General features: G+C 40.9%; 23 protein-coding genes. 16 read left to right on the forward strand and 7 right to left on the reverse strand.

Translation table 11 applies throughout. The annotated features are described in order from the left end of the window. Positions 1-3: 3 nt before the first annotated feature. Together N0M92_RS01190 and N0M92_RS01195 are read left to right on the forward strand one after the other, a co-directional pair. Positions 4-906 carry an NAD(P)-dependent oxidoreductase gene (locus tag N0M92_RS01190; RefSeq protein WP_260284134.1) on the forward strand — a complete coding sequence of 301 codons (903 nt, stop codon included), beginning with the start codon at positions 4-6 and terminating at the stop codon, positions 904-906. A gap of 65 nt (positions 907-971) precedes the next feature. Continuing rightward, positions 972-1,337 carry a hypothetical protein gene (locus N0M92_RS01195; protein ID WP_202317326.1) on the forward strand — a complete coding sequence of 122 codons (366 nt, stop codon included), beginning with the start codon at positions 972-974 and terminating at the stop codon, positions 1,335-1,337. A gap of 99 nt (positions 1,338-1,436) precedes the next feature. Here N0M92_RS01195 and N0M92_RS01200 read toward each other — a convergent pair whose 3' ends face one another. Further along, a complete protein-coding gene (locus tag N0M92_RS01200; RefSeq protein ID WP_260284135.1) occupies positions 1,437-2,585 on the reverse strand; it encodes an aminotransferase A in 1,149 nt (382 codons plus the stop codon). Between the two features lie 153 nt (positions 2,586-2,738). On the opposite strand from N0M92_RS01200, the gene corA reads away from it, so the two are divergent. Together corA and N0M92_RS01210 are read left to right on the forward strand one after the other, a co-directional pair. Then, positions 2,739-3,713 (forward strand): magnesium/cobalt transporter CorA, encoded by a 975-nt coding sequence (gene corA / locus N0M92_RS01205; RefSeq protein ID WP_397443793.1) that lies wholly within the window; start codon positions 2,739-2,741, stop codon positions 3,711-3,713. A gap of 520 nt (positions 3,714-4,233) precedes the next feature. Further along, positions 4,234-5,139: a chemotaxis protein gene (locus tag N0M92_RS01210; protein ID WP_260284137.1), complete on the forward strand. Its 906-nt coding sequence runs from the start codon at positions 4,234-4,236 to the stop codon at positions 5,137-5,139. 55 nt (positions 5,140-5,194) lie between these two features. Here the strand turns inward: N0M92_RS01210 and N0M92_RS01215 are convergent, their stop codons facing one another. Both N0M92_RS01215 and N0M92_RS01220 read right to left on the reverse strand, forming a co-directional pair. Beyond that, positions 5,195-5,701 (reverse strand): YkyB family protein, encoded by a 507-nt coding sequence (locus N0M92_RS01215; protein ID WP_260284138.1) that lies wholly within the window; start codon positions 5,699-5,701, stop codon positions 5,195-5,197. Between the two features lie 291 nt (positions 5,702-5,992). Further along, positions 5,993-6,364 (reverse strand): hypothetical protein, encoded by a 372-nt coding sequence (locus N0M92_RS01220; protein ID WP_260284139.1) that lies wholly within the window; start codon positions 6,362-6,364, stop codon positions 5,993-5,995. Positions 6,365-6,481: 117 nt separating this feature from the next. Between N0M92_RS01220 and N0M92_RS01225 the strand changes: the two genes are divergently transcribed. Together N0M92_RS01225 and crcB are read left to right on the forward strand one after the other, a co-directional pair. Then, a complete protein-coding gene (locus tag N0M92_RS01225) occupies positions 6,482-6,862 on the forward strand; it encodes a fluoride efflux transporter FluC (RefSeq protein ID WP_260284140.1) in 381 nt (126 codons plus the stop codon). Beyond that, positions 6,859-7,221: a fluoride efflux transporter CrcB gene (gene crcB / locus N0M92_RS01230; RefSeq protein WP_192203886.1), complete on the forward strand. Its 363-nt coding sequence runs from the start codon at positions 6,859-6,861 to the stop codon at positions 7,219-7,221. Before N0M92_RS01225 ends, crcB begins: the two co-directional genes overlap by 4 nt. Before the next feature lie 180 nt (positions 7,222-7,401). Here crcB and N0M92_RS01235 read toward each other — a convergent pair whose 3' ends face one another. Continuing rightward, entirely contained in the window at positions 7,402-8,265 is an 864-nt protein-coding gene (locus N0M92_RS01235; protein WP_260284141.1) for a metallophosphoesterase, read from the reverse strand. A 163-nt stretch (positions 8,266-8,428) separates the two neighbouring features. Between N0M92_RS01235 and N0M92_RS01240 the strand changes: the two genes are divergently transcribed. From N0M92_RS01240 to N0M92_RS01255, 4 genes are all read left to right on the forward strand, one after another. Next, on the forward strand, positions 8,429-10,285 hold the full coding sequence (locus N0M92_RS01240) for an SLC13 family permease (protein WP_260284142.1): 1,857 nt from the start codon (positions 8,429-8,431) through the stop codon (positions 10,283-10,285). 189 nt (positions 10,286-10,474) lie between these two features. Next, entirely contained in the window at positions 10,475-11,680 is a 1,206-nt protein-coding gene (locus tag N0M92_RS01245; protein WP_260284143.1) for an EAL domain-containing protein, read from the forward strand. Positions 11,681-11,754: 74 nt separating this feature from the next. Then, a complete protein-coding gene (locus tag N0M92_RS01250) occupies positions 11,755-11,982 on the forward strand; it encodes a hypothetical protein (protein WP_260284144.1) in 228 nt (75 codons plus the stop codon). Between the two features lie 180 nt (positions 11,983-12,162). After that, entirely contained in the window at positions 12,163-12,648 is a 486-nt protein-coding gene (locus tag N0M92_RS01255) for a DUF3993 domain-containing protein (RefSeq protein WP_260284145.1), read from the forward strand. 75 nt (positions 12,649-12,723) lie between these two features. On the opposite strand, the gene N0M92_RS01260 is transcribed toward N0M92_RS01255, so the two are convergent. Beyond that, the gene (locus N0M92_RS01260) at positions 12,724-12,957 is read right to left on the reverse strand and encodes a glutaredoxin family protein (protein WP_076366808.1); all 234 of its coding nucleotides are present in this window, start codon (positions 12,955-12,957) and stop codon (positions 12,724-12,726) included. Positions 12,958-13,050: 93 nt separating this feature from the next. Beyond that, complete coding sequence (locus N0M92_RS01265) at positions 13,051-14,010, reverse strand: MBL fold metallo-hydrolase (RefSeq protein ID WP_260284146.1); 960 nt, start codon at positions 14,008-14,010, stop codon at positions 13,051-13,053. Between the two features lie 184 nt (positions 14,011-14,194). Between N0M92_RS01265 and N0M92_RS01270 the strand changes: the two genes are divergently transcribed. From N0M92_RS01270 to N0M92_RS01285, 4 genes are all read left to right on the forward strand, one after another. Continuing rightward, positions 14,195-14,434 carry a YkuJ family protein gene (locus tag N0M92_RS01270; RefSeq protein ID WP_034314086.1) on the forward strand — a complete coding sequence of 80 codons (240 nt, stop codon included), beginning with the start codon at positions 14,195-14,197 and terminating at the stop codon, positions 14,432-14,434. A 95-nt stretch (positions 14,435-14,529) separates the two neighbouring features. Next, on the forward strand, positions 14,530-14,676 hold the full coding sequence (locus N0M92_RS01275; RefSeq protein ID WP_192203901.1) for a hypothetical protein: 147 nt from the start codon (positions 14,530-14,532) through the stop codon (positions 14,674-14,676). 122 nt (positions 14,677-14,798) lie between these two features. Next, positions 14,799-15,239 carry a cyclic-di-AMP-binding protein CbpB gene (gene cbpB, locus N0M92_RS01280; protein WP_192203903.1) on the forward strand — a complete coding sequence of 147 codons (441 nt, stop codon included), beginning with the start codon at positions 14,799-14,801 and terminating at the stop codon, positions 15,237-15,239. Between the two features lie 125 nt (positions 15,240-15,364). After that, a complete protein-coding gene (locus N0M92_RS01285) occupies positions 15,365-16,870 on the forward strand; it encodes an MDR family MFS transporter (RefSeq protein WP_260284147.1) in 1,506 nt (501 codons plus the stop codon). 187 nt (positions 16,871-17,057) lie between these two features. Here the strand turns inward: N0M92_RS01285 and N0M92_RS01290 are convergent, their stop codons facing one another. Next, entirely contained in the window at positions 17,058-17,225 is a 168-nt protein-coding gene (locus N0M92_RS01290; RefSeq protein WP_260284148.1) for a hypothetical protein, read from the reverse strand. A 113-nt stretch (positions 17,226-17,338) separates the two neighbouring features. On the opposite strand from N0M92_RS01290, the gene N0M92_RS01295 reads away from it, so the two are divergent. Beyond that, a complete protein-coding gene (locus tag N0M92_RS01295; protein WP_063231999.1) occupies positions 17,339-18,223 on the forward strand; it encodes a LysR family transcriptional regulator in 885 nt (294 codons plus the stop codon). A gap of 124 nt (positions 18,224-18,347) precedes the next feature. Then, positions 18,348-19,058, forward strand: a complete 711-nt coding sequence (gene dapD, locus N0M92_RS01300) for a 2,3,4,5-tetrahydropyridine-2,6-dicarboxylate N-acetyltransferase (protein ID WP_192203908.1) — start codon at positions 18,348-18,350, stop codon at positions 19,056-19,058. Positions 19,059-19,104: the final 46 nt, after the last annotated feature.

Genomic DNA, 19,104 nt, shown 5'->3' on the forward strand with positions numbered 1-19,104 from the left:
TTTTTGAAACAAAATGATTGGGAGGAATCCGCAGTGATGCAATCGAACAAAGTGATTGGCTTCATAGGTTTAGGAGTTATGGGAAAAAGCATGGCCGCAAATCTACTTAATGCGGGATTTAAGGTATATGTTTATACAAGGACGAAAGATAAGGCAAGTGAACTGCTTTCACAGGGCGCGAAGTGGGCATCTGCACCAAAGGAAATTGCGCAGAAAGCCAATGTGATCATTTCCATGGTAGGATACCCTAGTGATGTGGAAGAAATCTATCTTGGGGAAAATGGGCTTATCGAGAACGGGAAACAAGGAACCCATTTAATCGATATGACGACCTCCACACCGTCTTTGGCAGTGAAAATAGCGGAGGAGGCCAAGAAAAGAGGCATGGAATCATTGGATGCACCGGTTTCCGGAGGGGATATCGGTGCCCGTGATGCAAAGCTTACGATCATGGTCGGCGGGTCTAGTGAGGCATTTGAAGAGGTCCTGCCCATTTTTGATATCATTGGCAGCAATGTTGTCCATCAAGGCCCGGCTGGTTCGGGACAGCATACGAAAATGTGCAATCAAATCGCCATTGCATCTAATATGATCGGAGTGACTGAAGCGATTTCCTATGCCCAAAAGGCGGGGTTGGATCCGGAACGGGTATTAAGAAGCATATCATCGGGCTCTGCCGGTAGCTGGTCACTGTCCAATCTTGTGCCGCGGATGGTTGAAGGGGATTTTGAACCTGGTTTTTATATCAAGCATTTTATCAAGGATATGAAGATTGCACTTGATGAAGCGGAAAGAATGGGAATGGACGCTCCTGGATTAAGCCTAAGCAAATCCCTGTATGAGGGGCTGGCAGAAGCTGGCGAGGAAAATAGCGGTACACAGGCGTTATATAAACATTATAATTAAGTGCTAGCATTTCTTTATCATGAATAAGCTGATAGCGACAGCCTTTACAAAAAGGAGTGAAAGCTATGGGCGAATTCGATGATATCAATATGAAATTCCAGGAATTAGAAGATGGTCGATATATTGTAAGGATTGAAGGCTTTAAGCGGGAAAAAACCATTCATCAAACAAAGCCCATTCGTTGGGAACTGAAATTAATGAATGAAAGTCCGCTAATCTTGCCGGTGAAATTCAGTCATATCGAAACGAATGCCGGTTTTCAGATCCTGATGCGCGAATTGAAGAGTTTAGGTTTTTCAAAGCCGCGCTCCGCAAAGGAATTTGAAGAAGTGATGGCTGATTTACTTGGATCCATCGTTGAAGTGAGCCTTACCACGACAAATAAGGAAGAAGGATATCGGGAAATTCGTTTTTTACGGAGATTGTATTAGTTGATTGGCTTGGTGAAAAACCTCAGGTAGCCTGACATCTTTGAAAAATAGGAAAGTGGCCTTCAATTGTTCATCCAATTGAAGGCCACTTTTTTTCGGTTACTTTTTAGCTAAAAAAGCTTCAATACGGTCCAAAGCCTTTTCAAGGGTTTCCATGGAATAGGCATAAGATATCCTGAAGTACCCTTCGCCAAGGGGAGAGAAGGCATCTCCAGGGACCACTGCCACTTTTTCCTGTTGAACAAGCTTTAGGCAAAAATCAAGGGAAGAGGCATAGCCTTCAGGCAGCTTTATAAAGAAGTAAAAGGCACCATTTGGTTTGACTATTTCCAGTTCCATCGCTTGTAAGCGATTGTATACGTATTCCCGTCTCCGGGCATACTCGGTCTTCATGGGAATGGCATCATCTCTGCCTGCCGTCAATGCTGCCAAGGCAGCTCTCTGCGATATGGAGGCGGCACAAGTTACATTGTATTGGTGAACCTTCAGGATATGCTGAGAGATGGCTACAGGCGCAAACAGAAGGCCAATCCTCCACCCTGTCATGGAATGGGACTTGGACAATCCGTTCAGGACGATGGTTTGTTCTTTTAAGAAAGTGGCAATCGAAACATGCTCCTGATCGAATACCAGTTCACTGTATATCTCATCAGCCAATATGAATATGTCCTTGCCCCTGACAAGTTCGGCAATGTCCAATAATTCTTCGGCAGATAATGTTACCCCGGTCGGATTCGATGGATAGGGCAGAACGATGCACCGTGTATGATCGGTTATGTACTTTTCAATGATATCTGCAGTCAAACGAAATCCATTTTTTGTTGTATCGGCATAAACGGGTGTTGCACCGCACATCTTAATGATGGGTTCATATCCCGGGTATACAGGACCCGGCAATATGACTTCGTTCCCTGGGATGAGGATCGTCCGAAAGGTAATGTCTATGCCTTCGCTGGCACCAGAAGTCACTATGACTTCATTCGCCGGATCATAGCTAAGCTTGTATTTATCCTTTACATATTTTGAAGCGGCTTCCCTCAATTCCAGATAGCCGGCATTGTGAGTATAAACGGTATAGTCATTATCGATGGCTTGTTTTGCCGCCTCTTTAATATGCATTGGAGTTGGAAAGTCAGGCTGTCCTATCGTTAAGGAAATGGTGCCTTCGATATCAGCGACCATATTGTAGAATTTACGGATTCCTGATATTTGAACGTCTTTTACTAGAGGGTTTATTAAATGTTCCATCTATGAATATCCTCCCTTATCTAACTACATGAATTATGTACCATGTTTGACTCATTCTATTTTATCATTTAGTTTGGATGGGGGAGAAAACTTTTTGAGATTAATGAATTAAAGGTATAATGTATGATAAGAAAATTTTGAGGGTTGATACATTTGATACGGACTTGCGCAATTACATCTAATCAAGAAATCAGTTTTGATTTACCGCTAACGGAAATGAATAATCCGGATATCGAGTGGTTCTGGGTGGATTTTTCCAACCCCACAAACAAGGAAATCAAACTTTTATCCAGTCATTTTCACTTTCACCCGCTGGCAATTGAAGATTGCCTGGATGATTTTAATCAACGTCCCAAAATGGATTTTTATGAGGGTTACCAATTTCTTGTGATTCATGCTCTAAGGGAGAAGGTATTTAAAGCAGTGGAATTGGATATGTTCGTTGGTGAAAAATGGATAGTCAGCTTTCATAAAGAAGATATGCTTGAGCTGGAAAAGGTACGGGAAGAAATTGCTGGTAATAAAATGTTGAAGCAAAGTCCCTTTTTCTTGATGCATAGGATAATTGACAGGGTCGTCGATGAATTCTTCCCACCTGTTTATAAAATTGAAAGCGAATTGGGTAGCATTGAGGAAAATACTGAAAATGACACGATTAACGAATTGATGGATCAGCTTTTCGATTTACGTACAGATATGTCCAAGCTCCGTCGGACCATATTGCCGATGCGTGATTTATTGTACAGAATGATTTCGTCGGAGCGACTGAATTACTTGAAAGATCAGCACCTTTATTTTAATGATGTGTATGATCATCTTCTTAAATTGACTGAAATGCTTGAATCCTATCGAGATTTTTCGTCCGATATACGTGATAGTTATTTGTCTGTGAACTCTAATAATATGAATTCAACAATGATGACATTGACTGTCATCACTACCATTTTCATGCCGCTGACCTTCATAGTGGGCGTATATGGGATGAATTTTGAATATATGCCGGAATTAAATTGGCATTATGGCTATTTCCTCATTCTTGGAATGATGGGCGGAATTGCTTTGATGATGTTTTTATTCTTTGTTAAAAAAGGTTGGCTCAATCCAAAGAATAGGTCGCGAAAAAGATGAAATGACCCAACTGGCCTGCTATTCCAGGTTTAATTGAGATTAGTATTTTTTTGAATGGAGCGACGATGGAAATTGTGGGCAAACGAATGGTCTATTCGTTTTAAACGTGGGGACCACCATCAATTTACTTTTCCACATGCATATAAGCTTTATTCTTTGTTGCTTTCCGCGAATAGGGTTTGGAAGGGCTGCAGGGCGTTTTGAGACCAGCCCATCAGGTTTGCTTCATAACCCATGTCGGATATATCATGGAGGGGTTTGTCGAAGAGACAGGCCCCTTTACTATCGATATGATGGGCAGGATGGCAGCGGTGAAAAATGAACTTTGGAAAAAGGGGGCTCTGATGGGTCCCTTTTTTAGTTTGGCTTCAATAGATAATCACTGCTTGCTCCTTTTTTTATCTGTGCTCTAAACAAAAGAAATATTTAACCGAATTATTAGGTAGGAGTTCATTGATAAAACCATGAAATTTTTGTGGAATTATGAAATGAAAAAGTATGAGAAGGGCGAGATGACACAATGGAACCAAATAAAGGAATATTACTGGAAAGTGGCACGAATGAGCTTGAGATAGTGGAATTCGGTCTCGGAAAGAATAAATTCGGCATTAACGTAATCAAGGTGAAGGAAATCATTAATCCTGTCCCCATCACGCTTGTCCCTCATTCCCATCCAAATGTGGAGGGGATCATTGAGCTTCGTGGAGAAGTCCTGCCAGTTGTGAATGTGGCGGATGCTTTAGGATTTCCGCCATCTGAGACTCCTGATCAGGATAAATTCATAGTGGCTGAATTCAATCAGCAAAAAGTGGTTTTCCATGTCCATACCGTAACACAGATCCACCGTATCTCCTGGTCCCAAATCGAAAAGCCTTCGGATATGTATCAAGGCCTTGAAAGTCAGATTATCGGAGTAATAAAATTAAATAGTGAAATGTTATTGTTACTTGACTTTGAAAAAATAGTGGTCGAAATCAATCCGGAATCAGGAATAAATATCCAACAGGTTAAAAAGCTTGGTGCCCGGCAAAATTCAGACAAGAGAATCCTGATTGCAGAAGATTCTCCATTACTGAGAAAGCTGCTTTTTGATACATTGTCAGAAGCTGGATTCAAGTACTTGGAGTTTTATGAAAATGGACTTGATGCATTTAATTATCTGGAGAATTTAATTGAATCAGGAAAAGTGGTTGAAGATGAAGTGAATCTTGTGATCACCGATATTGAGATGCCACAAATGGATGGACATCATTTGACTAGAAGAATAAAGGAAAACGGGGAACTTGCTGGGTTGCCGGTGATTATTTTCTCTTCTTTGATTACTGACAGCCTTCGTCATAAAGGTCAGGTCGTAGGGGCTGACGCACAAATCAGCAAGCCAGAAATTGCAGAGCTTATAAAGTTGATAGACAGATTGGTATTATGAATGTGAAAACGGGCCGATGAGGCGTTACCTCACGGCCCGTTTGGTTTATCAATGATTAATACTTGGAACCTTTTCCTAAAAAGGAGGATGGGAATGGATTGTGAAATGGTTGCTTGACCGACCCACGTCCGTGAGCCCTTTTCTCGGTGTTGGCATTGTTCGGTTGTTTTTCACCTGCTTGTCCAACGTAAGTTTGCAGGATCTGTTTTGCCTTAGATAATGACAACGCGGCTTTAGGGTTCCGTATGGAAGCTGCCCGGCTGCCGAGGTGGGGTAGTTTTTTCAAATCTTCCTTTGTGGGAGGTAAATGAAAAACATATGATCCGCATTCGACAATGACGTCGGATTGTTGTGCTGCAAAGCGAGGGTTATCAGAAAAATGAAGTCCAATCTTCTTCGCTTTTCCTTCTTGCATAAGCTTGCTTAATGCGAGCCGTTTTAAATTATATAAATTCTTGGGCTCCAATGCAGTCTTTGCGTGTTTATTGACAATAAACACGGCTTGGGCAAGGGAGTTTATCGAAAACTCATCCCTTTCAGAATGTCCTTTCGTTTGGTTCATTGTGGAAACTCCTTTTCTTAATGAGGTTAGAAGGACGTTATAAACAGATTTCCTTCAGTAAAAACCCGTTTTTATATATTGGATGAAATAGAGCCGTGTGTGCAACCGGACAGAAAAAAGTGAAAAAATACTGCATGTACATCTCTAGGGTATGACCATCATTTCCCAACACTTTACCATCTATTCATTTTCATATTATACCACTTCAAAATATATAGTGAAGTAAAATTCAATCCGAAGCCTTTTGGTCCAAGAAAAAAGAAGGCGCTTATGTCGCCTTCTGTCCAACCCTTATTGAGTGTATATATTGATATTTTCAGATACCGCAGCCTGTGCGCCGAATTGTTGCTGGGAACCCTGAAAGCCTTGAGAAGCAGGGTACGCTTGAGAAGCAGGGTACGCTGGATAAGCGGGGTAAGGAGGGTAAGCGGGCGGGTATGGAGGAGGATATGGAGCATAGACAGGTGGACGGTTATTGAATAGCAACGGTCCAATTGCCAATCCTGCAACAAAAGCTACAGGCGCCAATAGAGGAAAGAAAGGAAAGAAGCGCTCGTCATTCCAATATTCAGGTCCATATTCATTCCCATATGCATTTCTGTAATCGTTCTGTAGCATAATGGTCTGCGGATAGTGGTAGTAAGGAAAATATTGTGTTTGCATAATTTGCCTCCTTTTCTCAAATTCTTTACATAGTATGGAATTTTTTTAGAAAAGAGCCTGTTCCATCTTAATCTGTTATAATGAATCTACTTATGAGTAAAATTTGGGGGGACCTTGATGGATTGGTTTAAAAGCTTTTTTGCAGTCGGTTTTGGAGGAGCAGCTGGAGCGATATTGCGATATTGCGTAATCTTGACTGCTGGTCATTCCTTCTTCCCGTTTGGAACCCTCTTAATAAATATAGTAGGCAGCTTTTTACTTGGAATGATCAATGGCTATTTCGCCTTGAAAAAGAAATCGCTTGTTTTTTTAGCGCTGGGCAGCGGGTTTTGCGGCGGTTTCACCACGATGTCCACATTTTCCCAAGAAGTGGTGAATCTACTGCAGACTTCTCTGGCATTGGCGGGACTGTATATTGGTGCCACGCTTTTTTGTGGTTTGGTTGCTGGTTTCTTTGGACTGGGCCTTTTTAATAGACGGAGAGGTGAGTCCCTTTGATCGAGGTTCTTTCAGTTTTTATAGGAGGCTTTTTTGGAGCGGCATCAAGATATGTCTTGCAGATTATTTTTAATAGGCTATTGCCAGCCATCTCGATACCCATTAGCATTTTACTGATTAACCTTATAGGTTCCTTTGGGCTCGGACTGGCGTTGCCACAGAAAGAAAGCTGGTCTTTATCTTTGCAGGTTTTTCTGACAATAGGTTTCCTGGGTGCTTTTACGACCTTTTCAACATTCAGCATGGAAACACTTGAACTTATTAGGAAACACCGTTATATAGATAGCCTTATCTATATAACGGTATCTGTTTTAGGGTGTATCGGAACTTTCCTGTGCGGCTATTTAAGTATGGTATAACCTTTATGGCAACTACCATTTGGTGCTGGTAAAAAAAACCTGGTTTTCTCAGATATACTTCTAATGCTATAATTCATAGGAGTCCATTACACATGAACACATGATTTATGGCAACAAGTCGTTTTATTCGCACAGGCTTTGTTAAAAAGTCTGGCGGTTTTCCCCTGTATTCTTTTCCTATCATCTTTCGGATTGGAATTCGTAAACTGTCAACTCCGGACGTGAAAGGAAACGATATGGGAGACGGGTAGTGCCAAGCCCTCTATTAACATGTAACGTTAATGAATCGATTTCATACGTGCCTTCCCGGTACTTTTCAGCGTATGGGGGAGTTACAAGGGCACCGGCAAAGGGAATTTGTACTTGTCCTCCGTGACTGTGACCGCTTATTTGATACTGGATGTCATAAGTCCTTGATGTGTCGGCAAGGTCAGGGGCATGCGAAAGCATAATGGTGAACACTTCATCAGGGATGCCGGATAGTGCTTTTTCAAAATCAGGTTTTCCTAGCATGGCATCATCAATCCCGGCAATTACTATTTCTTCAGCCGTTAATAAGGTAATCTTAGATGAGGTATTTTGCAACATGGTAAAATCGGATTTTTCCATGATATCGCTGTAAATTTCTGAGCCATATCCCCCATGATCATGGTTACCGTAGATGCTGAATTTACCAAGCGGCGCTTTGAGCTGATTTAAAATGAGGGGGATTTTCTGGTGATCCTTGTATTCATTAGGATGGTCCATCAAATCTCCGGTAAATAAAATAACATCAGGGTCCAGTTGGTTTATCTTATTGACAATTTCTTGTAAATCTTTAAGCTGAAATTGAAAGCCTAAATGTGTATCACTGAATTGGATCATTTTCATGCCATGAAAACCTTTTGGGATAAGCGGGTGGCTGATGATTTTATGCTTGATTTCTAACCATTTCGGTTCCAAATTATGGGCATAATAGTTTCCGCCAATACCCAAACCGGTTAAGGTAGCCAATGTACCAAAACTTTTCTTTAAGAATGTTCTTCTGGATATGGGTTTATTCAAATTAATCAACCTATCTAATATAAAAATGTTACTTCCTCATACTAACAAACAATATACATAAAATGAAGAAAATATCTTCTATGAGCATTTGAAAAACATGTAAACTGGGGTTTGATGAAACCGTAGCCGGTTTGAAATTGAACATCTATACGGAGGTAACATGATGACCGAACCAATGTTTATTACACTGATTATACTTCTATGCGCGATTGCGCTTTTTATACAAGGGAAATTTCGAGCAGATTTAATTGCACTAAGTGCACTATCCATTCTGGGTTTACTGGGGATTCTGACATTGGATGAACTAGTGGCCGGGTTTGCGAATCAAGTGGTCATCATGCTGGCTGGGCTATTTATAGTCGGTGCCGGCCTGTTAAATACAGGAATCGTGGAAAAGGCAGGGAATAAGTTGTTAGGTTTATGTGGGGGCAGTGAATGGAAATCGCTGCTTATCGTCATGCTTGCAGCAGGAATATTAAGTGCCTTTTTAAGCGGAACGGGAATTGTTTCCATAATGCTACCGCTCGTTATGAGCATGGCCTTAAAACAAAAAACAAGTCCGACAAGGTATTTATTGCCACTTGCCTATGCAAGCAGTATAGGAGGGCTATTAACACTGACAGGTACTCCCTCCAATATGATCGTTGCTGATGTATTACGGCAAAATGGAATAGGGACATTAGAGTTTTTTGACTTTACACCCGTGGGCTTGATCGCCTTTGCAGCAGGGGTATTCTTCATGTTGACACTCGGACGCCTGTTGCTTCCGGAGAAGACGATAGCCGCGAACAATAGTGTCAAGGGGCTGTCTGCAGGGGAGCTTGCAGGCATGTACAAAGTATATGACAGATTGCATTACCTGCATATACCCGCTACTTCCGATATTGTTGGAGAAAGGCTGTCTGACCTCCAGCTTCCTATTCAGTATGAATTGACTTTGATTGAAATCCAGCGGAAGCCAAAGGATAAGCAATTACCGCTGTTGCAAAGACAGCTGACGATTTCTGCAAGGGCGGATGAGGTTCTTCATCCTGAAGATATCATTTTGGTGTTTGGAGAAGAAGAAGCAGTTGAGAGATTGGCACTTAACTATGAACTGGAGTTTAAACATTTCAATCCCGAACAAATAAAGAAACATTTTCTTAGCAGCAGATTTGGATTGACAGAAATATTGATCGTCCCGAACTCGGATTATGAGAATCAAACCTTGATAGATGTGCATTTTCGTGAGAAATACCAATGTAATGTGCTTGCAATCAATCGGAATGGCGAATATATTCAAGCGGATGTCGGAACGGAACGCCTTAAACCGGGGGATGCAATCCTGATACATGGGGAATGGGAGAACATTGAGAGGATTTCCTCGGATTTACAGGATGTCATCGTCATTGGAAGTACTTCGGAAGATGGCTCTCCAGTCAACTCCAAGGGCAAAGCATGGATTGCCTTGGGAATCACTGCATTGATGGTCATTCTATTATCGATGGAGTCTGTCCCTGCCGTACTATCGGTATTGACGGCCGCATTGTTGATGGTGATCAGTGGCTGTGTCCGTTCGATGGAGGATGCTTTTCAAAAGATTAACTGGGAACCTGTTCTTTTGATTGCCGCCATGTTCGGAATAACGGCTGCATTGGATAATACGGGCGGAGTGAGGATGATAAGTGATTGGCTGGCCGTTTTATTCAGTAATATCGGGCCACACGGCATATTAGCGGTTTTTTACTTGCTGACACTGATCCTGAGCCAATTCATCCCGTATGGAGCCGCGACGGTAATCATGACGCCCATCGCCCTGACATCTGCGGTGAATCAAGGCATCGATCCCATTCCTGTGTTTATATGCCTTGCCGTTGCTGGCAGTTTGGCTTTATCGACTCCAAGGGTTGCCACTACCAACGCGCTTGTCATGACGGCGGGTGATTACAAGCATAAAGATTTCATCATGATCGGGATATCCATACAGATCTTCATCGGCGTTATCATGGTGATCACAATACCGTGGTTCTTCCCTTTTTGATAAGACATAAGGCATTGTTCAGTTATGGACAATGCTTTTTCAATGTGTTTCTTTTCAAATGGATTGAATGAATGTGGTTCTGAAAAAAGAGTTATGCAGTAGGAATTTAAATTATTTATTATCAATGCAAGAAACTAATGGTATAATTTTGGCATATTGGTGTTTTCGTAATTAGGGGGAAGATGCATCATGGATACAGAAAAGATATTAAAGAATTTAGACAGGGTGACACCATTCTTTCAACCGATTTTCAGTGCAGATCAACATCAGGTAATCGGATATGAAATTCTAGGGCGCTATGAGGAACAATCGGAATATAAAAGCCTTGGACCTTTTTTTCACGATTCTGCAGTGCCGGAAGAGTATAGGGTGGAAGTGGATAATTACGTACTTGAAATTGCTTTGGAGAGAATAAAAGACTATGGTGAAGATTTTCTAATCTTTATCAACAGAGATCCTAATTTGCTTATGCTGGATCATGGTGAAGAATTCATGGAGATTTTACATCGTCATTTTCAACCGGAGGAAATGCACCGGATCGTGCTGGAACTATCAGACACGATCAGTCCGGAAAACTTAGATCCTTTGCAGCATGTGCTTGCTTACTTTAAAACATATGGGATTAAGATAGCTTTAGATCATTTAGGACAAGATACGCAATTGGACCGAATCGCACAAATTTCTCCGAATATTTTAAAAGTTAACCTGGACCAGCTTCGCATTTCCGGTGGAGATGCCTACCAGGTCATCCTGTTTTCTCTAAGCATGCTTGCACGTAAAATCGGCGCCAATTTACTATTTGAGAACATTGAATCCGAATACCAGCTTCGTTTTGCATGGAAGAATGGGGGACGGTATTATCAAGGGTATTTTTTGGCGAAACCGGAAGGTGAATTCATTAATAAAGATTTACTTCGTGATAAATTCCATCAAGAATGTCAGTCCTTCATTTCCTTAGAGACCAAGAAGCTTGAAGCGGTTTATCAAAAAACCTTGCAATTCAACGAGAATATGCAAAATTTCTTAAAACAGCAAAAGCGGAACGGCTCCCATGAAGAGTTTCTCAATATTTTGGCGAAAAAGTTGGATTCCGTATGTTTTCGGCTTTATATTTGTGATGAAGAGGGGTATCAAAAATCCCCCAATATCCTACATAAGGACGGGCAATGGCTAGTCCAACCTAGTTATTTGAATAAAAATTGGAGCTGGAGACCTTATTTTCTCGAAAATATCATAAAGATGCGCAATGAGAAAAAAGGAAGACTATCCGATTTATACAGTGATATCGAAACAGGGGAAACCATACGGACCTTTTCATACCCCCTGAATAATAAGGAATACATTTTCTGTGATCTTTCTTATAGTTATTTATATGAAAATGAAGCACTATTATAAAAAAGGAATCATGAATATAATCGCTTTAAATGTGTAACGATAAGCAGAAATGATGCGCTTGGAGGAGACATATTTTGAGCACGTACATCTGGATTCTAATCATAATCGTTACGATCATGGCATTATATCTGCTCTTTTATACTTATTCTGTAGCAAGGGCACAGAAAGTGAAGGCCAGATATGATTCGACTATCGATGATTCTGTTAAAGAACATCCTTATTTAAAGAACCCGGTATTCGTTTCCCTTTTCGTGGGGACGATTTTGGTTGCCGGTTTTATCTTTTACTATGCTTTTCGATAATTGTGAGAAGGAGATTTCAATATCATGAAATCTCCTTTTTTATTGTGAAGAATGGGCAATGGTATTAGGTATCCCGGGGAATTTGATTTTGTAGTTTGGCTTTGATTATGACGGGTATTGAAAAGCATAGGCAAAAATCAGAACCATTAGGAGAAATTCTATAACAAGGAGATGATTGTAATGAGGAAATATCTAGTTGCATGTCTTGCCAGTATCCTTTTATTTTTAAGTGGAGGGTTCACAACTTCAGCGGAAGGCTTACATAGAGAGGAAGTACTATCTTTAGTACAAGATGCCATGGAGAACCAAGGTTCGATCAGTGAGGAAGTACGTACTAAGGAAGCGATTGAAGCGAAGTTAGGTAAACATTTCACAGGTGATTTCATCAAGAAATTTGTCGAAGCGAATGTAGTGGAAGTCGATGGCGGTTATATGGCATTTGGATCAGATTTCGCTCCGTATTATATCCCTTTTTTCAGTTACGACAAGAATACGGAAATTGTATATGGGAAAAATGGTGATGTCATTTATGTTCAGGAGAAATTCCAGGACACTGGGGACGGACCTGTATCGATGAAAAAACATGTTGAATCAGTTACCTTGAAAAAGGAAAATGATGTTTGGAAGGTAATGGATGTAAATTATGAAAGTGATAAAATGAAATAAAGCAAGTTTTTCTTAGTTGAAAAATATGGGAAATAGAAAAGTCTAGAGGAGGTCACTGCCTTCTCTAGACTTTTTTTATATATTCAGTTCTTTTTTTATTTCGTCCAATTCAAAACCAACAATGGCTTTCCCGTCGATGACGACCGTTGGTGTGGAATAGGCGCCGTATTTATTCGTTAATTCTTTTCGGGCTTGTCCATCTGCTTTAATATCCTTTTCTTTGTAAACGACATTATTATCATCAAAGAACATTTTCATGATTTTGCAGGGAGGGCAATCAGGTTGGGTATATAGCGTAACGTCTTTCATTTCAATCCTCCATGTATGATTTAGGTAAGGTTTATTTTTTCATTATAGAGGATGCCGATACATTTGAATAGGAAAACACTCCTAGCACCCGTTCTACTTCCCTTTTTCCTGTTTTACCAGATAGTCTATCAATCCCATGGAACAAACGTTCAGGTCCATGGCGATGATTTCAAAAACAGGATGATCTGTGGTGACTCCTTTTTCGCCTAAATGAAAGGCGACTTCCGTGAAAATATTTTTACTGGTCGCTGCCACTCGTTCCTCAAAGCTCGCATATTCCCTGTATGCCGATTTGGCAGTCGCAACAAATTTAGGCAGCCAGAAATGAAGTTGTTTATATACTTCCTTAGGGTTTTCGGATACCCCATAATGGCCAAAATATATACGTTCGACGCCGATGCTTTCATACAATTCCGCTGCTGCAAGCATCGCTTCGGGGTTAAATTGGTTTGGCGATGTGGAAGGTAAGTAAAATTCCAGACCTTCTTCATCGAGTTCACGATAATAAATGCCTACGGTATCACCTGAAAACATCCCTTTTGAAACCGAATCGAATATGCTTAAATGATGGTTTGCGTGTCCGGGAGTATCAAAAAAGGTCAACTTTGAATTTTCACTTGTTTGCAGGGATTCCCGATCATGTTTAATCAGCATTCTTTCGAACGGGATAGGTAAAATCGGATCGAAAAGCTTATTGAATTCATCACCATAAACTGCTTTAGCCCCAGCAATCAAACGTGTTGGATCTTCTAGATGACGTGCACCTTTTGGATGGACGATCACTTTGGCGTTCGGGCAATGCTGTAAAAAAAGTCCAGCTCCACCTGCATGGTCCAAATGAATATGGGTAAGAATGATATATGTAATATCTTCAAGGGCGATTCCCAAATGTTCGAGCCCCTTCATTAAGTGGGGGATGGAGGGGCTGGCGGAAGTTTCGACTAATGTGATGTCTTCATCGGCAATTACATATGTACCTGTACGATTTCTTCTATCCAAATCAAAACCATCAATCAATGAAATGCGATAACCAAGTTCACTAATGTTTTGCAACAGAATCTACCCCCTAAAAAATTTTTCATGTACAAAATCCAATCCTTATTTTATTCTGTTAATAGTGCCATGTAAAGAATGAAGTTTTAAATTATTCTGAATTTATTTCAGCGTGGTTACTGGATAGAAAAGTATGGTATAGTGAAACCTATCGAAAAGGTTTTATTCAGAAAGGAGAGGGAGTATGTCTCAATTACAGGGCATCCTTACCAGATTGAAAAGTCTTCAAGAGCAAGCGAAGGAATCTGAATCTGCTCAACGTTTTTTTGAAATAGATGGTGTGAAAAAGTGCCAGGTTACATATTTCAGCAAAACAGAAATGTTCGAGCTTGAAGTATACAGTGATAAAGGGAAATCATCCAAATATCAATTTGATAATATTGATATGATTACCATTGAAATCTTTGATCTTCTTCAATCTTAAAAAAATCACGAAAAGCCGCCCTCCTTTGGAAGCGGCTTTTTTATTGTGAATGAAGCAGTGAAAATTACACATCTTATTAATTGGAGGGATGTAAAATGAAAAATCCAATGGTAATATGCCCAGCATGCGGTGAGGAAAGAGAAATGGATGATGTATTAACGGCACAATCCAACCAAAATGTAATTTATCAATGCCCGGAATGCGGTTTTAAACAGGTTAACATCAAAACTAGTAAAGGCTAAAAATCTCTTGCGGACATCCCGCCGTTTGGGATTTTATTGGTCTAGGAATGAGCCTTTTCTGCTTACATATGTTAAACTAGAAAAAGAGCTGTATATAAAAACATATGGTAAGGGGTTTTAACATGATCGGTACTCATGATGGGGATTTATTGGAATCCAGCGTTAAAGACTTAATGATTTCTTCTGAACGCGTGGCCCACGTGCAGGTAACCAATAATTTAGAACATGCACTATTGGTATTAACAAAGAGCGGTTATACGGCCATTCCTGTGTTAGATCCGATGTATAAACTGCATGGTTTAATTAGCACACCAGTCATTCTTGATTCAATCTTGGGACTGGAACGAATTGAATTTGATAATCTTGAGAATAAAAAAGTTTCCGAAATAATGAATATAGAAATACCTCGCCTGCATATTGATGATACATTGACAAAGGGTGTGGAATTGTTGATTGATCATCCTTTTGTCTGTGTGGAGAATGACGAACATGTATTTGAAGGTATCTTAACGAGAAGAGCAATCCTGAAAAAGGTATTTAAACAAAATACACCCGATAAATAAGTAAGGCTTAAAAAGATGGTTAACCTCAAGACTCGCCAGTTGGCGAGTTTTCTTGTTTTTACATATTTGATCCAGCTAGTGGTAAAGTCTATAAACAGTTAGGGTCTTAGGGGAGGATGCTGAAATTGGGCCAAGAAGTGAATAGTGCTAAGGTGCAGAATAAAAAATTGAAACGTCCCTTCATATTAGCTGCAATCATGTTGGCTATGTTTATGAATGCTATTGAAGGAACGATTGTGTCAACGGCAATGCCAGCCATTGTAAGTGATTTAGGCGGTTTTTCACTTTACAGCTGGGTGTTTTCAGGTTATTTGCTAATGAACGCGGTAACAGTCTTGATATATGGGAAGCTATCGGATATTCTCGGGAGAAAACCTGTTTTATTATTTGGAATCATTGTCTTCCTCATTGGCTCCCTTCTCTGCGGCTTTGCAGATTCTATGACGGAACTCATCATATATCGCTTTATACAAGGTTTTGGGGCAGGGGCTGTAGCTCCTGTGGCCTCGACAATTGTTGGTGATATTTATAAAAATGAAGAGAGGGCGCGCGTTCAAGGGTATCTATCGAGCGTGTGGGGCATTTCAGCTGTCATGGGGCCAGCTTTGGGCGGCTTGCTCGTTGAATCCCTGACTTGGAAGCTTGTCTTCTGGGTGAATATCCCTTTGGGGTTATTATCTTTTATTGGGATTTGGTTTTTCCTTCATGAAAATATCGAAAAGAAAAAACGTGATATCGATTACCTAGGTGCAACGCTATTGACGTTATCCATATCCACTCTTATGGTGATTCTCGTAGAAGGGGGAGTGAAATGGTCATGGGCTTCAGCTCCGGTCATATCCTTGGCATTAGTGGCCATCATCACCTTCATTTTCTTCATTCTTCAGGAAAAGAAAGCGGCCGAACCGATGATGCCATTTGAAATTTGGCAGGAGCGTTCCATCCTGATTGCCAATCTTGTATCCCTGACGACAGGGGTGATGATGATCGGATTATCAAGTTTCCTCCCGACCTTCGTTCAGGGCGTGATGGAACGCTCGCCTACGGTAGCTGGTTTTACATTGACAGCCATGTCAATTGGCTGGCCGATAGCATCGATGGTCTCTGGCAGGTTATTGATGAAAATAGGATTCAAATCAACCTCCCTCCTTGGAGGGTGTTCATTGATTCTTGGGAGCTTGATCCTAGTGTGGATGAAGCCGGAAGCTGGCCCCCTTATTGCTGCCATGGGATCCTTCTTTGTCGGAGTGGGCATGGGCTTGACTTCAACCTCATTCATTGTCGTCATTCAAAAAACCGTCAGCTGGGAACGAAGGGGCATTGCGACAGCTTCCAATATGTTCATGCGTAATTTAGGAAATACTGTAGGTGCTGCATTACTTGGAGGAATCATGAATATGAGGCTTCAGGCCTACTTGAACGAGCATGCGCCAGCCGGCTCGGGAGTGACGATAGATACGGCAAATAAACTGTTGAACAGTGAAGAACGCATGTCGCTTCCTGAAAATGTGGTAAATGTTTTACAGGAAGGACTTACATTGTCTTTACAGACGATTTATCTTATTGTCCTGGTCTTCTCTGTAATCAGCTTCCTGTTACTTACGAGACTAAGAAAGAATAAGAAGGCATAGGGAAAAAAGGCAGACTCTTTAAATGGAGTTTACAGTCAAGAGACAGATGGCTAACAAATTCATTGCCTTCTCAGAGAATGAATTAGCAAGCAGGACACTGCAAAAGCCACCGAAAAGGGAGAATGGGATTAACTGGAAGGCATCCTTCAATTTTAGTAGCTGCTTTTTCTTGAATAAAGTATAAAAGCTAGAAAAAGAAGAAAACATATTTGGGAAATTTGACTGAACCAATAACCTGGTGTATGGGTAAACCTATCAAAAGAAGGAATGGCATTCCGATAAGGCCGCCGCTCCCAGCCGATGTGCCGACGGAGGATGCTGCAAAACTGATGACAAGCAGTAAAATGATCGTCAAAGGATATTCTCCCCGTTTCTTTTCTCTTGTATTATAGGCCGACTTTGTTGATAATAAAATTTAAATAAATTAAATCATCATGATAAGAATTAATTATCAAGAGGTTGGTGTGTATGTCATTTTCAGAATTTCATTTATTATCCGTGCTTGCTCAGGAAATGAATATGAGAAAAGCAGCTGAGCGGTTGTTCGTTTCCCAGCCGGCTTTATCACAGCGTTTACAATCCATAGAAAAGGATTGGGGCTCGAAACTGTTTCTTCGTTCACAAAAAGGGCTGTCACTGACGCCGGCAGGTGAAGCGGTAATTCGTTTGGCCAATGAGGTTATCGAAAAAGAAGAAAAGGTCAGGGAAAGCATTCAAGCTATGGACCATGAAGTATATGGGACTTTGAAAATAGCCTGTGCTTCGATTGTCGGTCAAAATTGGCTGCCGCAAGTATTGAAAAAGTTCGTTCAAAAATATCCGTATGCCAAAATTTCCTTAATCACTGGCTGGAGCAGTGAGATTTTAAAGTCTTTGTATGAAGGACAGGTGCATATTGGCATCATAAGGGGAGCCCCGGATTGGAAAGGCGTAAAACAGCATTTATTTACGGATATGCTGTATCTGGTCGATACTGAAATGAAGGAACTGAATCAAGTGTTCGAAACGGACCGGCCGTTCATTCAGTTTAAAAGCGATTCGAATTATTATCAGGAAATCCAGGACTGGTGGCATCGGCAATTTAAAACGACACCAAAAAACACCATTGTCGTGGATCAAATCGAAACTTGCAAACAAATGGTGTTCAATGGTATAGGATATGCAATCCTGCCAGCCATCACTTTGCATGATAAAGATACGAATGTTTTTAAAATCCCTTTACTGGATGGGCATAACCACTCAATCGAACGAGATACATGGCTTTGCGGCTATGAATCTGCCTTCCAGTTAAAGCAAGTGCAAGCATTCACGGAAGTGGTGAAAGAGCATATTCGCGACCAAGGAATGTTATAGGTCCGCTGACGAAAGTGTCAATAGGGGAGAATAATATATAAGAGTGACATTCAACTTGTCTTGCCGGCAGTTGTCTGGTAAATTTAAAACGAGTAATGATACATATTTAGGAGGTTTACCCGGAATGAACAAAATGGATGCAAACGAAATTATTTCTTTTATCTCAAATAGTAAAAAATCTACACCTGTAAAGGTATATGTCAAAGGCGATTTAGAAGGCATGGATTTTGGACCAGCTTCTAAAACTTTCATAACAGGAAATACAGGTGTTGTATTCGGTGAGTGGTCTGAAGTCGAAGAAGCAATCAAGGCAGCAGGAACAAAAATCGAGGATTATGTAGTTGAAAATGATCGCCGTAACTCTGCCATTCCTTTATTGGACCTAAAAGGCATCAAAGCCCGTATCGAGCCTGGCGCAGTAATCCGTGACCAAGTATCCATTGGAGACAACGCAGTCATCATGATGGGTGCATCAATCAATATTGGTTCTGTCATCGGTGAAGGCACAATGATCGACATGAACGCAATACTGGGCGGTCGTGCAACAGTGGGTAAAAACTGTCACGTAGGCGCAGGTGCCGTTTTAGCAGGCGTCATCGAGCCGCCTTCCGCACAACCGGTCATTTTGGAAGATGATGTTTTAATCGGAGCCAATGCGGTCGTACTGGAAGGTGTGAAAATCGGTCAAGGTTCAGTTGTGGCGGCTGGTGCAGTTGTAACGAAAGACATTCCTCCTTACTCCGTTGCTGCCGGTATCCCGGCGAGGGTCATTAAACAAATTGACGAAAAAACAAAATCAAAAACAGAAATCATGCAAGAACTTCGTCAACTTTAATTTCTTTAGTGAATATTGCCTGAAGCGTGGATAAATATATCCACGC

The organism is Peribacillus aracenensis (assembly GCF_025175645.1).
Classification (GTDB): domain Bacteria; phylum Bacillota; class Bacilli; order Bacillales; family DSM-1321; genus Peribacillus; species Peribacillus aracenensis.

Bases quoted from the DNA above. Each gene is read 5' to 3' on its own strand.
- N0M92_RS01195 (WP_202317326.1), top strand. From the start codon at position 972: ATGGGCGAATTCGATGATATCAATATGAAATTCCAGGAATTAGAAGAT.
- N0M92_RS01200 (WP_260284135.1), bottom strand. From the start codon at position 2,585: ATGGAACATTTAATAAACCCTCTAGTAAAAGACGTTCAAATATCAGGA.
- N0M92_RS01210 (WP_260284137.1), top strand. From the start codon at position 4,234: ATGGAACCAAATAAAGGAATATTACTGGAAAGTGGCACGAATGAGCTT.
- N0M92_RS01215 (WP_260284138.1), bottom strand. From the start codon at position 5,701: ATGAACCAAACGAAAGGACATTCTGAAAGGGATGAGTTTTCGATAAAC.
- N0M92_RS01220 (WP_260284139.1), bottom strand. From the start codon at position 6,364: ATGCAAACACAATATTTTCCTTACTACCACTATCCGCAGACCATTATG.
- N0M92_RS01225 (WP_260284140.1), top strand. From the start codon at position 6,482: ATGGATTGGTTTAAAAGCTTTTTTGCAGTCGGTTTTGGAGGAGCAGCT.
- N0M92_RS01240 (WP_260284142.1), top strand. From the start codon at position 8,429: ATGACCGAACCAATGTTTATTACACTGATTATACTTCTATGCGCGATT.
- N0M92_RS01245 (WP_260284143.1), top strand. From the start codon at position 10,475: ATGGATACAGAAAAGATATTAAAGAATTTAGACAGGGTGACACCATTC.
- N0M92_RS01255 (WP_260284145.1), top strand. From the start codon at position 12,163: ATGAGGAAATATCTAGTTGCATGTCTTGCCAGTATCCTTTTATTTTTA.
- N0M92_RS01260 (WP_076366808.1), bottom strand. From the start codon at position 12,957: ATGAAAGACGTTACGCTATATACCCAACCTGATTGCCCTCCCTGCAAA.
- N0M92_RS01270 (WP_034314086.1), top strand. From the start codon at position 14,195: ATGTCTCAATTACAGGGCATCCTTACCAGATTGAAAAGTCTTCAAGAG.
- N0M92_RS01275 (WP_192203901.1), top strand. From the start codon at position 14,530: ATGAAAAATCCAATGGTAATATGCCCAGCATGCGGTGAGGAAAGAGAA.
- cbpB (WP_192203903.1), top strand. From the start codon at position 14,799: ATGATCGGTACTCATGATGGGGATTTATTGGAATCCAGCGTTAAAGAC.
- N0M92_RS01295 (WP_063231999.1), top strand. From the start codon at position 17,339: ATGTCATTTTCAGAATTTCATTTATTATCCGTGCTTGCTCAGGAAATG.
- dapD (WP_192203908.1), top strand. From the start codon at position 18,348: ATGAACAAAATGGATGCAAACGAAATTATTTCTTTTATCTCAAATAGT.